At 69.4% G+C, this 13,587-nt stretch carries 10 protein-coding genes; 3 read left to right on the top strand and 7 right to left on the bottom strand.

The window, feature by feature from the left end:
- Nucleotides 1-58: 58 nt before the first annotated feature.
- The 3 genes from AOA12_RS03580 to AOA12_RS03570 form a co-directional block, all read right to left on the bottom strand.
- Nucleotides 59-1,567 (bottom strand): polysaccharide biosynthesis tyrosine autokinase, encoded by a 1,509-nt coding sequence (locus AOA12_RS03580; RefSeq protein WP_082405896.1) that lies wholly within the window; start codon nucleotides 1,565-1,567, stop codon nucleotides 59-61.
- A 363-nt stretch (nucleotides 1,568-1,930) separates the two neighbouring features.
- Nucleotides 1,931-2,614, bottom strand: coding sequence for a hypothetical protein (locus AOA12_RS03575; RefSeq protein ID WP_156366374.1), 684 nt, complete (start codon nucleotides 2,612-2,614; stop codon nucleotides 1,931-1,933).
- 155 nt (nucleotides 2,615-2,769) lie between these two features.
- Nucleotides 2,770-3,636, bottom strand: coding sequence for a helix-turn-helix domain-containing protein (locus tag AOA12_RS03570; protein ID WP_054680249.1), 867 nt, complete (start codon nucleotides 3,634-3,636; stop codon nucleotides 2,770-2,772).
- Between the two features lie 269 nt (nucleotides 3,637-3,905).
- On the opposite strand from AOA12_RS03570, the gene AOA12_RS03565 reads away from it, so the two are divergent.
- The 3 genes from AOA12_RS03565 (at nucleotide 3,906) to AOA12_RS03555 (ending at nucleotide 7,383) form a co-directional block, all read left to right on the top strand.
- Nucleotides 3,906-5,255 (top strand): IS30 family transposase, encoded by a 1,350-nt coding sequence (locus AOA12_RS03565; protein WP_442922258.1) that lies wholly within the window; start codon nucleotides 3,906-3,908, stop codon nucleotides 5,253-5,255.
- Nucleotides 5,236-6,243, top strand: coding sequence for a MauE/DoxX family redox-associated membrane protein (locus AOA12_RS03560; protein WP_082405895.1), 1,008 nt, complete (start codon nucleotides 5,236-5,238; stop codon nucleotides 6,241-6,243). Before AOA12_RS03565 ends, AOA12_RS03560 begins: the two co-directional genes overlap by 20 nt.
- A gap of 102 nt (nucleotides 6,244-6,345) precedes the next feature.
- Nucleotides 6,346-7,383, top strand: coding sequence for a hypothetical protein (locus AOA12_RS03555; RefSeq protein WP_054680243.1), 1,038 nt, complete (start codon nucleotides 6,346-6,348; stop codon nucleotides 7,381-7,383).
- Nucleotides 7,384-7,452: 69 nt separating this feature from the next.
- Here AOA12_RS03555 and AOA12_RS03550 read toward each other — a convergent pair whose 3' ends face one another.
- The 4 genes from AOA12_RS03550 to AOA12_RS24070 all read right to left on the bottom strand — a co-directional run bounded on the left by AOA12_RS03550 (nucleotide 7,453) and on the right by AOA12_RS24070 (nucleotide 13,439).
- The gene (locus tag AOA12_RS03550; RefSeq protein ID WP_054680240.1) at nucleotides 7,453-8,100 is read right to left on the bottom strand and encodes a hypothetical protein; all 648 of its coding nucleotides are present in this window, start codon (nucleotides 8,098-8,100) and stop codon (nucleotides 7,453-7,455) included.
- 214 nt (nucleotides 8,101-8,314) lie between these two features.
- Nucleotides 8,315-9,040, bottom strand: coding sequence for a helix-turn-helix domain-containing protein (locus AOA12_RS03545; RefSeq protein WP_156366373.1), 726 nt, complete (start codon nucleotides 9,038-9,040; stop codon nucleotides 8,315-8,317).
- Nucleotides 9,041-9,814: 774 nt separating this feature from the next.
- On the bottom strand, nucleotides 9,815-10,717 hold the full coding sequence (locus AOA12_RS03540) for an AraC family transcriptional regulator (RefSeq protein WP_054680233.1): 903 nt from the start codon (nucleotides 10,715-10,717) through the stop codon (nucleotides 9,815-9,817).
- 181 nt (nucleotides 10,718-10,898) lie between these two features.
- On the bottom strand, nucleotides 10,899-13,439 hold the full coding sequence (locus tag AOA12_RS24070) for a LuxR C-terminal-related transcriptional regulator (RefSeq protein WP_156366372.1): 2,541 nt from the start codon (nucleotides 13,437-13,439) through the stop codon (nucleotides 10,899-10,901).
- Nucleotides 13,440-13,587 lie beyond the last annotated feature (148 nt).

Below are 13,587 nucleotides of genomic sequence, written 5' to 3'. Positions count from 1 at the left end.
ACCCGACACGGATTCTCAGGCCAAGTGCGCTCACATCAAAGCTGTGAGTCACAGGTAGCTACCTCCGCGCGGCGCGTCGGGATTCTGCACGCGGCGCGGGCGCCGACTCGAACGGAGTGCGCCGCAACGGCGCCGCGTCGTCCGCAGGCTGCGTCTCATCGTTCGAACGGTAGTATTCGCCGTGATACTGGTATCCATAGTAGGCAGCGCCACTACCCTTACGCGGCACGCGGTTCAGCACGATCCCGAGGGGGCGGGCACTGGCACGCTCAAGATTCGACAGCGCCTTTCCCAATACTTCGAAGGTCGTCTTACCCACGGTTGTGACAACGATCGCGCCATCTGCGCGGTTCGCGACCACTGCAGCATCGGTCACAGGAATCAACGGCGGTGCATCCACGATGACCGTAGCCTGCTCCGAGAGCGCGGCGAGCAGTTCGCGCATGCGCTCCGAGCCCAGCACCTCGCTGGGGTTCGGCGGGATCTTGCCCGCACCGACCACGACGAGGTTGCGGTTGCGGCCGATCGTCTGCGCGACGTCCGCCAGCTCGGCTCGGCCGGCCAGCACGTCGGTGAGGCCTGCTCCCTCGACCAGACCGAAGACGGTGCTGATCATGGGACGCCGCAGGTCGCCGTCGATGAGGATCGTGCGCTGCCCGTTGGCCGCGAGCGTGATGGCGAGGTTCGACGCCGTCGTCGACTTTCCATCGCCGGGCAGCGGGCTCGTGACGACCATCACCTTCGGCGGGTTGTCGACGTCCATGAACTGGATGTTGGTACGGAGTTCGCGCATGGCCTCGGCGATGCCGAACAGGTGCGCGTTGCGGCTCTTCACCGAGTTTCCGCCGTCGAAGGGGATGAGACGGTCATCGGTCGTGAAGGACTTCTCCTCAGGAATCGTGCCGACGACCGCGACACCCGTGGCCTTTTCGACACCGTCGACCGAGCGGATACGGCGGTCGAGGGTATATCGCAGAATCCCATAGGCGATGCCGGCGACGAGACCGAGCAGACCACCGATCGCGAGAGCGAGACGCACGTTGGGCGAGGACGGCGCCGTAGGAAGGCGAGCGGAGTCCATCGCTGTGAGGAAGGTGGCACCTTGGACCTCGGGGTCCTTGGTCTCAAGAACGTTGACTTCAGCGGCCATCGAACGCACCCACGACTCCGCAAGGTCACGCGCACCTTCGGGCGTGTTCGCCGTCGCGGACACGCGCAGCGAGACGGTCTCGAGCGGATTCGTCACGATCACCGATCCCACGAGGGCCTCGGGCGTCGTGTCCAAGCCGAGATCGCTGATCGTCCGTTCAGCGACGCGGCGCGAAGTGCCGACATCGACGTAGGTCTTGACTTTGCCCTGCGCAACGATGTTCGCAAGCGACTGCTCACCAAGACTATTGTCGCCAGAAGCCGCCGTTCTCGCCTGAATGATAGCTGTAGAGTCAGCCGTGTATACGCGCGGCTGGAACATCGTCCAGCCATAGGCTAGTACTACCCCGGCCAACGTGAGGAGAATGATCCCGAGCCAGTGTGCTCGGAAGATCCGCAGATATTGATTGACGTCCATGGGACGCGCTCCCCCTCAAAGCCGTTTCCATATGCAGTACCTACCGAGCCTAGCATTCTCGCCCGAGAGACACCTGACGGCAGCGAGGCGGCGGAAGAGACGGATACGTCCGACGGTGCGCGTCAGTTGCCGCTGGTGTCCTCACGCCGAGAACGTGGCAGGCCGAAGGCAGCAACGGACGGCGAAACACGTCAACACGTCACCAAGCCTGACGACGCGGTCCGCCGAGCCGCGCAGAAGCAGGGGCATCCTGAACGGATGGGCTGCTCCCTCCCAGGGCAGCGCGTATGGAGCCATCCCCAAATATCATTGGCTCCTCCCGCATCAATCGCGGGAGGAGCCAATGACAAATAAATCGAACGCTTAGAGGAGACCTGCGCCCGCGGGCACGCTGATCGTGCCGCTCAGCGTCGCGAACTGCGTCCCGTTGGACTTGAAGACGACGTTCACGTTGTAGCTCACCAGCACGCCGATCTCGACCAGCGTGAGCCCCTGGGTCCGACGGTTGGTGACGCCCCACGCGATCGGAGCGAAGTTCGAGATCTGGTTCGACGCGACGTCGCCCAGCGAGAACTGAGAGAACGTGTCCTGCGCTTCCACGCGCACGAGACCGATGCCGAGACCACCAACCTGGCGATCAGTGATCACAGTCGTCCCGAGCTGCGTAGCTCCAGGAATCGTCGCGGGGGCGAAGCCACGGAGCCAGCGGGTTCCGATACCGAGGCCGAGGCTCAGACCACCCGAGAGCGCCACGGTGAACTCGACCGTGACGTTGGGGATGATCCCCGGGGTGTTGTCGATCGCGAATCCCGTCGGACCACTCGGGAGGAGATCCAGACCGACGAGGGTCCCCTCACCGATGAGCGTCAGGTCGAGAAGCTGTCCGCTCGACTGCGTCCAGTAGACGCTGGCGGTGTCCACCGAGGCGGCAGCCAGGGGCATCGCGACGGCAGTGGCGATCACCGGCACCGACCAGGCGGCACCCTTGATCACACCGCGGCGGCCGAATTCACGTGCGGTGCCCGAAGGCTGTTCAAGTTCAGTCATGTTGTATTTCTCCCCAGATTATTGGCGCCGGAGCGCGACCCAAGTACGCCTGCACTCCGTCGGGCGACAGATGCCACTTTCGACCACACAGACGCAACACCGAGGAGGCGTGTCGCAAAACGCGCCAAAGCTGTCGCGAAACGTACCGTCAGCGATCAGCGGCGACGACGTGGCGACGACAGGCCCAGAGTGACGAAAGCACGCCGCAGGGCGGCAGCCGTGCCGAACCCCGAGTGCGCCGCGATCTCGTCGACGGTCAGCGCGTCGTACGTCTCATCACCCAGCAGCTGCTGCGCCAGCTCTGCGCGCAGCTTGCGCAGTTCGTCGGCGGGAGTGCTGCCCACGGCGGCGAACTCGCGCTGCAGCTGACGGGTCGAGAGGTGCAGCTCGGCGGCCAGCTCCTTCACCCCGAACGCCGCGTCGGCGCGCCGCAGGACCATGAGCGTGCGGGCACGCTCGAGCGGGCGCGCCTCGCGTACGGCAGATCCCCGCGCGGCCACGGGCTCGCCGCGCCCGGCCTCCAGCACCGTGCCGAACACCATCTCGGCGAGCAGCTTCTCGACGAGATAGTCGGTGTACATCGTGGGCGGGTCTCCCTGCCGCACGAAGGTCCCCGCGAACGCGCGCAGGCCGCTCAGCAGCGGCGTCGCGGACAGCACGGGCGAGCGGTTGAGCGTTCCGTCATCCAGCTCTTCGAGCGCATCCCACGGCACCCACACGCACATCGTCGAGGTCGACCGCTCCGCCGACACGGTGAAGCTGTGGCCCGGGTGCAGGAAGAGCGCCGCATCCGCACTGGTGGCCCACCCATCCTCCGCCGCCACCTGAACCGGCGACTCGACGAACGCGAGCAACGCCATCTCATTGCCCAACTCGGGCTGCGTGTCCCACGACCACGGCGCGTCGACATCGAGCGCATGCGTCGTGATCGCCGTGCTGCGGAATCGGCGAGCGGTGACGGGATTGTCGTTCGGCAGCCCCAGCAGCCGCCCCAGTGAACGCAATTCTGCGACGAGAGCCATCGGGGCTCAGTGTAGCGACGCGCCGTCCGGTCGTGGGGAGTCCGCGGCACGGACCGAGATGCGGCGTCGGCGGCACCCAGTAGCGTTGCCTCGGGGAGGCGACACATGCACACGGCCGCAGCGATCCTGGGCGAATTCAACTGGTCGTCGCAACACCTTGATCGTGGAGGTGTTCAGCAGTGGCGACAAAGGATTGGCTCGCGAAGACGAGCGAGGTTCCTGAGGGTGCGCGTCGGCAGTGGCGTGCGGATCGAGCGTTGCGGCCGCCGATGCGTTCGCCTGGACGACCTGAGCCCTCGCGGGCGGTGCAGCGGCAGTTCTGGTGTCTGATCGCGACGGGCATCACCTCGGCCGAGGCGGCGCTGAAGGTGGGCGTGTCCGTGCCGGTCGGGACCCGTTGGTTTCGTCACGCTGGCGGCATGCCACCGATCTCACTGGCCGAGCCCACCGGCCGCTACCTGTCCTTCGAAGAGCGCGAGGAGATCGCGCTGTTACGCGCCAAGGATGTCGGGGTGCGTGAGATCGCACGCAGGATCGGCCGCGACCCGGGAACGATCTCCCGCGAGCTACGCCGCAATGCCGCTACGCGCAGCGGCAAGCAGGAATACCGGGCGCTGGTGGCGCAGTGGAAGGCGCAGCAGGCGGCGAAACGACCGAAGGCGGCGAGATTGGTGACCAACGCTAGGCTGCGCGAGTACGTCCAGGACCGTCTCGCCGGCAACGTTCGCCGGCCTGATGGCAGCGTCGTCGTTGGCCCGGAGCCGCTGGCATGGAAGGGGCGGAACAAGCCGCACCGGCAGGACAGGCGGTGGGCGATCGCGTGGAGCCCGGAGCAGATCTCGCATCGGTTGGAGATCGACTTCCCGGATGATGAGTCCATGCGCATCAGCCACGAGGCGATCTACCAGTCGCTGTTCATCCAAGGCCGTGGCGCGCTCAAACGCGAGCTCGTCACCTGCCTGCGAACCGGCCGTGCGCTCCGGCGGCCACGGGCTCGAACGCAGAACCGCCCGCAAGGGCACGTCACCGCCGATGTCGTGTTCTCCGAACGCCCCGCAGAGGCTGCGGACCGCGCCGTCCCTGGGCACTGGGAAGGCGACCTGATCATCGGCACCGGCCGGTCGGCGATCGGCACGATCGTCGAGCGCAAGAGCCGCTCGACCCTGCTGGTGCATCTGCCGCGGCTGGAAGGCTATGGCGAGATCCCACCGGTCAAGAACGGTCCTGCGCTGGGCGGCTACGGCGCCGTCGCGATGAACGCCGCGCTCATCGCGACGATGACCAAGCTCCCCGAACAGCTCCGGAAGACGCTCACGTGGGACCGCGGCAAGGAACTCTCAGCGCATGCCCAGTTCGCGCTCGAGACGGGCACGAAGGTGTTCTTCGCTGATCCCCACTCGCCCTGGCAACGCCCGACGAACGAGAACACCAACGGGTTGCTGCGACAGTACTTCCCGAAGGGCACCGACCTCTCACGGTGGTCCGCGGAAGACCTCGAAGCAGTCGCTCTCGCGCTGAACAACCGGCCACGCAAGGCCCTCGACTGGAAGACACCCGCCGAGGTGTTCGAAGAGCAGCTACGCTCGCTTCAACAACCCGGTGTTGCAACGACCGGTTGAACGCAGGCTGTCTCTGGCAATCACGATCACATTCGCGTCCAGCGGCTTCGGCAAGCTCCGTTCGATGGAAGCGAGCGCACAGACGCTCTCCGCCCTGCGCCTGCCGGTCGTCGCACCGCGCACGCTCTTGGGACTTCTGGCGGTCGTGGAGATCCTCATCGCCCTCGGCATCCTGCTCGCGCCACCGACCCTCATCATCGCCGCGATCGGGGCGACGGCCTTCTCCGCCGCGTTCCTCCTCGTCGTCGTGCGCGCCTACCGCCTCGGCTCGCGAGAGGACTGCGGATGCTTCGGCGAGAGCGACCACTCCCGCATCGGGCCGGCGTTGATCGTGCGCAACGCCGTCTTGCTGGTCGTCAGCGCCTTCCTGCTCGCACTCGCGCTCACGGGAGCGACCGGTGTTCCCGGAGTGGTCCAGTCCCTCGGCGCCGGTGATGCGGGGGCGCTGCTCTCGCTCGCGGCTGCCGCGGCCGCGGCAGCGCTGGCCTGGGCCGTGCTGCGTGCGCGGGCCACGGCCCCCGTTGGCGCCGACGGTGAGGCCGTGCCTGCCGCGCAACCGCCACCGGCCTCGACGCCGTCGCTCCTGGTGCTCAGCCGCGAGTCGGGGAAGGTCCTGGACCTCGCGAGCCGCGCGCGGCTGCGCGCCCAGCTCGCGATCTTCGTCAAACCCGGCTGCGGATCATGCACGCAGGTCATGGCGCATCTCGACGAGCACGCCGACGCCGTGCGCGCTGTCGCCGAGGTGTCCGTCATCGCCGGGGTCGCCGCGTTCGAGAGCGTGGAGTCGGTGGCATCCGCCGACCCGCGTGTCACAGCGCTCGACATCGGTGGGCTCGTGGGGAACCGACTCGCCGACGACAGTCAGTACCGGCCCATCGCCGCGTTGCTCGCGACCGACGGATCCGTCGTCGAGCCCGTCGCCATCGGACGCGATCAGGTGATCGAGCTCATCGACGTGCTCCGCGCCGTCACGGAGGAACAGGCCTAGCCTCCCGAGTCGGCTCGAGTGGCGCCGCGGGCGAACTGATTGCTAACGTCGAGAGGATTCTCTGCGGGGCTGCAGGGAATGCCCAGGGGAGAGGGATACCGGATGAGCGAGCTCGTGCAGCAGAGAATCGCGACGGCACCGAGCCGTCGCACCGTGCTCAAGGTGGCGGCCTGGTCGGCCCCCGTCGTCGCGGTGAGCGTCGGCGCACCGGTCGCGGCAGCGACGACGACGGTGCCGTCCGACCTCGTGCTCGAGTTCGGCGACATCGTCGAGGGATCGACGCGCGACATCACCTTCGCGGTCGTCGACTTCATCGACCGCGCGATCCGCGCGCTCGGCCCCCAGGAGCCGGTGGCGCCCAACCTCGTGCTGCCGCCCGAGCCCGTGCGCCCCCCGGGGATCCCGAACCCGATCAATCCCAGCCCCGCATGGCAGGCATACTTCGCCGCGGTCGCCCAGTGGTTGCAGGACGTCGCCGCCGCGAACGCCGCCTACGCCGAGGAGCTGGCCGTCTACGCCCAGGAATGGGCGGTCTACCAGGCCTGGAACCTCGCGGTCACGACCTTCATCAACCGCCTGCGCGACCTCGCGATCACGACCGAGGGCCTGTTCTTCGCCTCCGCGACCTACCCGCGCACCCTCACGGTGCGCAACAACGGCCCCCAACCGATCCCCGCGGGCACGACCGTCACGGTGCAGGTCATCACCGACATCAACCTCGTCAACGCCTACCTGCCCCAGACCGGCGCCATCCAGGCGGTGCAGACCGGCGGCACGACGATGCTCACCTACACGACGACGGCCGACGTCCCCGTCGGCGGCGAGGTGTTCTCGCAGCCGCTCGTCTACAACCCCGTCGCGGTCACGCTGAACATCACGGGCACGGTCACGCCGTCGTCCATCACGGCCGCGCTCACGCCGCCGTCGCAGGACACCGACGTGAACGACAACGGCGACGTCATCGCCTCGAACGTCGGCGTGCTGCTGAACGTCGCGACCGGCGACGTGCAGGCGATCCTCGCCGAGTGGCAGCAGTTCATCCAGCAGGCGGCTGACTTCTACGACCTCGTCACGACGCTGTTCCCCGACCTCGACTGGACGAACATCATCAGCGGCATCCTGCCGATCGGCACGCCGTAGCGGCGGCCGCGCCCTTCGCCGCACCGCCTGGCCATCGCGTGACGACCAGACGGTGCGGCGAGGCCCGCGTCACTGGTTCGCGGGGTACGACTTTCCGCTGACGTCGTTCAGGCCGCCGGCGTCGGTGAACGCGTTCACCGTGAGCGTCGCGCGCACGCGGCGGCCGAGCGGCAGCCAGGCGGCCGACTGCGTCAGCGTGTCGGCGAACGTCAGCTCGGGGAACTCGACGGTCACCGACGAGTTCGGCTCGACCGACACGGGAAGCGGCGACATCAGCTGGAGCTCCACGTAGCCGCCGGTGTTCACGAGGACAGCCCACGTGAAGCCCCCCGGGGTCGTCAGCGTGGACCCCGTGATGGGCGCGCCGTTGTAGAGCAGGTCCTCGTAGTTGACGGGACCCTCGACCGCGTACGCCGCACTCAGCGAGTTGATGTTCACGGCGGTCGACTTGGTGTTGGAGACCGAGACGCTCGCGCCGAACGAGCCCGAGACCGACGTGCCGGCCTCGTTCGGGCCGCCGATGCTGAGAGCGGAGCCGCTCGCGATGGTGAGCGCGACGACGCCCGTGTCGGTCGTCGCGGAGGCCAGCGGCACGCTGACGGCCGCGGCGATGACGGGCAACGACCATGCGGCGCCCTTCAGCACCACGCGGCGCTGCGGGCGGATCGCCGCGGTCTCCTCGCCGGAGTGGATCGCGGTGTTGTCGGTAGAAGTCATGTGTCTCCCCAGAAGAATCGAACGAAGGCGCCTCAGCCGGCGCCAGACGTCTCCCAGCGAAGCAGCCTGCGTCATCGGCACGGTCGCGGACGAGGATCGCTGACGCTTTCGGAACGGAACCAGTCGGCGCCGGTATCACCGAGGGATCGCGATCTCGACGGCGATCCCTCCCTGTGACGCGGCCGCCTCGGGGCTCCGGCGCATCACCGCCGGCTCATCTCGCCTGCCGCAGGACCGTGGGCGCCGCCAGCGCCTCCGCGCGCATCGCACGGGCGAGACTGGATCCGTTGGAGAACCCGACATACTGTGCGATCTGGTCGACCGTGAGCGCGTCGTAGGCGGCGTCTTGCAGGAGCGACACCGCATGCGCCAGCCTCGCTCGGCGGATCTCCGCGCGCACCGTGGTGTCCCGTGCCGCGTACGCGCGCTCGAGCGTTCGCGGCGAGACGTTGCACTCCGCGGCGATGACGGCGGCGCCCAGGGTCACGTCGCTGCTGCGCGCGAGCACGATCGCCTGTGCCTCGTCGAACAGGTTGCGGCGGCGCGATGCGTGCCGCGCGCGCTGGCCGTCGAGCACCAGCGCGATCATCATCTCCTGCAGGAGCTGCTCGAGCGAGTAGCGCGCGATGCTCGACATCTCCGCCTCGGACCCCTCGACCAGCGCCAGGAGGAAGGCGACGACCCCGCGCGCGAGCCTCTTCGATTCCGGGACGACGAACACCGTGCCCGGCGGCAGGTCGCCGACGTGCTCCAGCACGACGGCCGGCATGGTCAGTGAGACGAAGTCGCTGACCTCCACGGCCTCGACCGGCACCGGGACGGCGCCGGGATGGAGGAGGAGGCCGCCGGCGACGCACACCTCGCCCGTGCGCGGGAGCCGCAGGGTTCCCGCGCGCAACGCGAGAAGCTGCACGGTGTCGGCCCCGGCTTTCAGCGGCATGGTGAAGCGACCGGGTCGAACGATCCACCGCGTGACGGATGCGGTTCCCAGGAACAGCGGCTTTCCGACACGGACGGTCGCGTGCACCCCGGTGGCCGGGAACCGCGGCTGACGATCACGCCGGATCGGACCTGCACCGTCTTCGGGACTCGCGGTCATCGACATGGCAGTGCACCGGCGGCAGGCGTCATATGTGGCGCAACGCCGCGACGCTCAGGCGGCCGACGGACCCAGGTCGCGCACGGCGGCGAATGCCGTCGCAGCACGCGGCGCTCGCCGCTTCGCTTCAACGCGAGCGAAGTGAGCTAATAATGAGTCCCGGCTGCAGCAGAGCCGCAGCCGGCCGGGCCTCCCCGCAGGCGGCACGCCACGGCGGTCGCTGGTCGCGCCCGTCCTCTCGCCCCCGCGAACCCGCCCTCCCCAGGCGATACGCACAACGATCCCACCATTCCCCTACGGCAGACCGCCTGCAGACGCCGTCTTCGACGGTCCGTGCAGGCGACAGCTCCCCAACTGTCACGGCGACTCGACGATGCGTGCTGAACATCTCAGACCGCGTCATGAGACGCGGCGCGACGGCCCGTCGCGCCCGTGCACCACCAGATAAGCCGTCTTCTCCCGCCCCCGGCGCGCGGGGGTGTCTCGATGACGCATCAGGTATGGCATCCGGCGCGTTCTGCATGAGAACGCGCGCCAGCCACGCGGCACGACCGCCGGTCGCCTAGCCTCAGAGACGCCGACGGGCGCCGGCAGGACGAGCTCGCGGGTCGACGCTCAGGCCGGCCCTCGCCGGTCGCGACGGATCGTCGCGGGCGACGGCTGGCCCTCCGCGCGCATCGCGCGGGCGAGGCTGGAGCCGTTGGAGAAGCCGACGTGCTGCGCGATCTGGTCGACCGAGAGCACGTCGTAGCCGGCATCCCGCAGCATCGATCCGGCGTGCACGACCCGCGCCCGGCGGATCTCGCCGCGCACCGTCGTGTGGCGAGCGGAGTACGCCCGCTCGAGGGTGCGCGGCGACACGTTGCACTCCGCCGCGATCATCGCGACGTCCAGCGCCACGTCGCCGCTGCGCGCGAGCACGACCGCCTGCGCTTCATCGAAGAGGTCACGGCGGCGCGATGCGTGCCGTGCGCGTTCGCGATCGAGCACCAAGGCGATCACCATCTCATACATGAACTGCTCGAGTGAATGGCGGGCGATGCTCGACGCCTGCGCGTCGGCGCCGTCGACCAGCGCCGCGAGGAAGGCGACGATCCCGCGGGTGAGCATCGTCGGCTCCGACACCACGATGGGCGCCGTGTCGGGCAGCTCCCCGATGTCGCGCAGCACCGCCTCGGGCACGGCGAGCGACACGAGGCAGCTCAGCATCGACGCCTCGACGAGCGTCGACGCCGCGCCGCGCACGAGCAGCAGGCTGCCGACCGGATACGTCTCGCCCGACGCGGGATGCCGCAGCTCCCCCGATCGCAGCACGACGAGCTGCACGCAGCGCACGTCGGCATCCAGCGGGATCGAGAAGGCGCCCGGCTCCACCGCCCATCGGGTGACGCGTGCCGTGCCCAGTCGCAGGGGCGCCCCGATGCGCACGGGCCGGTGCACGTGCGACACGGGACGCAGGAGACGCGGGGCGTGCGGGACGGCGCGGAGGTCGCCGGAGGGGAACGCGGGCTGCGACATGGACGATGAACCGGTGGCGGAGGTGGGGGGCAGCGGACCGCCGCCACGGATCCGCCACTCCGACTCTGCGCCCGATCAGGATGCCGGTGGCGCGGAAACGGTCCTTTTCACCCTCGGATCGCCCGGACTTGGTACCGGTATGAAACATTCATCTGCATAGAAGGTGAGGTCTGCGCACCGCTCACTCCGCCAGCAGGCCCAGGTCGCGCGCTGTCGCGAGCGCCGCCTGCCGCGACGACACGCCCAGCTTGCGGTACAGCCCGCGCAGCTGCGTCTTGACCGTGTGCGGTGAGACGAACAGGCTCTCGGCGATCTGCTTCGCACCGGTGTGCTCGGCGAGCGCGCGCAGCACGACCTGCTCACGCGGCGTCAGCGTCACCGGCTCGCCCCCGCTCACCTGCTGCGGGAGCGCCGGCGCATCGAGATAGTGCTGCACCGCCTCGGCGTCGCGATCGCGGGCCAGCTCCCACAGCTGCCGTCGATCCCGCGACGACATCGCGGCGACGTGCACCCGGGGGCCGTTGGTCTCCCACGTCACGGCGGCGTTCGTGAGCCACCACCACGCGAGCTCGGCATCGCCCGCGCGCAACGCGGCGACGGCTCCCGTCGTCCACAGCTCGGCGCGCGTGCGCGTCGTGTGCGCGGGATGCTCGAGCAGCTCGCGCGCATACGCGAACGCGTCGCGCTCGCGCCCCTCCGCGAGCATCCGCGCGGTGCGCGCACCCGCGAGCACCGCACTGCCGGGCGGCCGCGCGTCGAGCAGCTCCCCCGCCGTCTGCAGGTGGCCCGACGACATCCACGCACGCGCGAGCACCGCGTAGAGGTGCTCGGTGGCGACGTTGTCGCCGATGCCGGGTGGCGTCGGCCCCGCCAGCTCGCGCGTGACCCGCACGGCGTCGGCGTGCGCCTGCCCCAGCCCGTGCCGCGCCGAGATCGAGATCGCGGTGAGGAACGGCCAGAACTCCGAGGTGGGGGCGAACTCGATCGAGCCGCGCAGGCTCTGCAGCGCCCCCGCGAAGTCGAAGTCGTCGAGCAGCAGGAAGCCGCGCGTGATGATGCCGGGACCGTTCATGTAGGTCGTGCGCAGGCTCTCGGGCCACGCGCGCGTGTTCGCCGCCTCGAGGAACGCCCGGGCGTCGACGAGATCACCGTCGAACGCGCTCGCGACCGCGGCGAAGATCACCGAGTAGCCGCGCGTCGTCGCCGTCGTGCTCATCGCGACGGCCCGTCGCGCCGCGTCGATCGCCTCCGCGATCTCGCCGCCCTGCAGCAGCGTGTAGCTCACCTGGCGCAGGATCGCGCCCACGTTGTCGCCGTGCTCCGCGAGGACCGCCGGCGGGATCGCGTCGAGCAGCCGCACGGCGTCATGGCTCGCGGTCGTCGCCGCAGGCTGATCGGGCACCTCCCGGTGGGCGAGGGCCCGCGTGCCCGCGAGCAGGAACGCATCGACCGACGGCTCGGCGTAGGCGGGATGCGCGGTCGAGTCGACCACCATCCGAAAGACCCGCGGCGCGTCGAGCCGGTGCACGGGACTGGCCATCAGCGCGAGCGCCAGCCCGAAGGCGAGCATCGGATACTCGGGGAGCACCGACTCGGGCACCTCGCGCAGCGGGCCCAGCAGGCGGTCGGTCGTATACGAGTCGGCGTGGCTCGTCACCAGCGCGGCGAAGATGCGATCGGCGAGCGCGTAGTCATGCGCCTGGATCGCGAACCGCAGCGCCTGGTCGGCCTCGCCGTTCTCGAACAGCCACTCGGCCGTCGCGACGCACGCGTCGGCGAACCGCTCGGCATCCTGCGCGGCACGCGCGCGGAACGAGTCGCGGATCGCCTCGACGTACTGGAACACGGGATGCCCGGGACTGTAGGGCACCCAGCGACCGAAGCCGTTGCGCTCGAGCGTGTTCAGGATGCCGACGGCACCCGATGCGCCCGTCAGCTGCTGGGCGAGGTCGGCGTCGACGTAGGGCGCGACGCTCGTATGCGTCACGAAGGCGACGGTCGCCTCGTCGGGAAGCAGCGACTCGAGCCGCGCCGCGACCACGGCATCCCATTCCCGCGACTCCATCCGCGGGACCCGGCCGAGCTGTGCCAGCGCCAGCGCGACCGACCGCACCGTGAGGGGGAACCCCCGCGTCGCCCGGGCGACGTCGCGCGCCAGCTCGGGATCGTCGATGCCGCTCTGCGTCGAGAGCAGCTCGCCGATCTCGTCGGCCGTGAGCGCCAGCTCGTTCAGGGCGATGACGCGGGTGACGCCCCCGGGCACGTCCCGGTCGGCCAGCCGCGTGCGCGCTCGCGTCGTCACGATGATCCGCAGGCCGGGGACGGCCGCGACGAGACGCGTCAGGTCGTCGTCGATCTCGCTCATGAGATCGCCGAGGTGCTCGTAGCCGTCGATCACCCAGGTCATCGGGCCGTGCGCCCCGACGTCATCGATCGCGACGTCGACGGGATCGACGCCCGCGCCCAGCTGCTCGTCGACGCGCTCGGCCCGCTCGTCGGTCAGGATGTTCATGCGCATCGCCGAGCTCGCCGCATGCCGCCAGAACGCCTGGCGGTTCGTCACCTTCGGCCCGAGCGCGATCCACGTGATCACCCGGTCCTGGTCCTGCTGCATCACCCAGCTGCGCACGAGCGTGGTCTTGCCGCTTCCGCTCGGCCCCTGCACGATGCACAGGCGCACGAGGGGCGAGTCGAGAATGCGGTAGAGACGTGGTCGTTCCACGACCCCGGCGATCGTCGCTGGCGCACCGTCAGAAGGCACGCGAGACAACATCTCGTTCAGCCCGAGCTGGCCGCGCATGGGCGCGGCGGACTGCAAGCGCTCTTCATTTTCCCTGCCCTCCCGTCACCCCCGTGACGCGGACGACGCC

Source organism: Microbacterium sp. No. 7 (genome assembly GCF_001314225.1).
In the GTDB taxonomy this organism is placed as follows: domain Bacteria; phylum Actinomycetota; class Actinomycetes; order Actinomycetales; family Microbacteriaceae; genus Microbacterium.
The sequence above is the reverse complement of the archived record's forward strand: the minus strand, read 5'-3'. Positions and strand labels throughout refer to the sequence as shown.

Excerpts from the sequence above, each read along its gene's own strand:
- AOA12_RS03580 (WP_082405896.1), bottom strand. The coding sequence starts at position 1,567 with ATGGACGTCAATCAATATCTGCGGATCTTCCGAGCACACTGGCTCGGG.
- AOA12_RS03575 (WP_156366374.1), bottom strand. The coding sequence starts at position 2,614 with ATGACTGAACTTGAACAGCCTTCGGGCACCGCACGTGAATTCGGCCGC.
- AOA12_RS03570 (WP_054680249.1), bottom strand. The coding sequence starts at position 3,636 with ATGGCTCTCGTCGCAGAATTGCGTTCACTGGGGCGGCTGCTGGGGCTG.
- AOA12_RS03565 (WP_442922258.1), top strand. The coding sequence starts at position 3,906 with ATGCGTTCGCCTGGACGACCTGAGCCCTCGCGGGCGGTGCAGCGGCAG.
- AOA12_RS03555 (WP_054680243.1), top strand. The coding sequence starts at position 6,346 with ATGAGCGAGCTCGTGCAGCAGAGAATCGCGACGGCACCGAGCCGTCGC.
- AOA12_RS03550 (WP_054680240.1), bottom strand. The coding sequence starts at position 8,100 with ATGACTTCTACCGACAACACCGCGATCCACTCCGGCGAGGAGACCGCG.
- AOA12_RS03545 (WP_156366373.1), bottom strand. The coding sequence starts at position 9,040 with ATGCCGCTGAAAGCCGGGGCCGACACCGTGCAGCTTCTCGCGTTGCGC.
- AOA12_RS03540 (WP_054680233.1), bottom strand. The coding sequence starts at position 10,717 with ATGTCGCAGCCCGCGTTCCCCTCCGGCGACCTCCGCGCCGTCCCGCAC.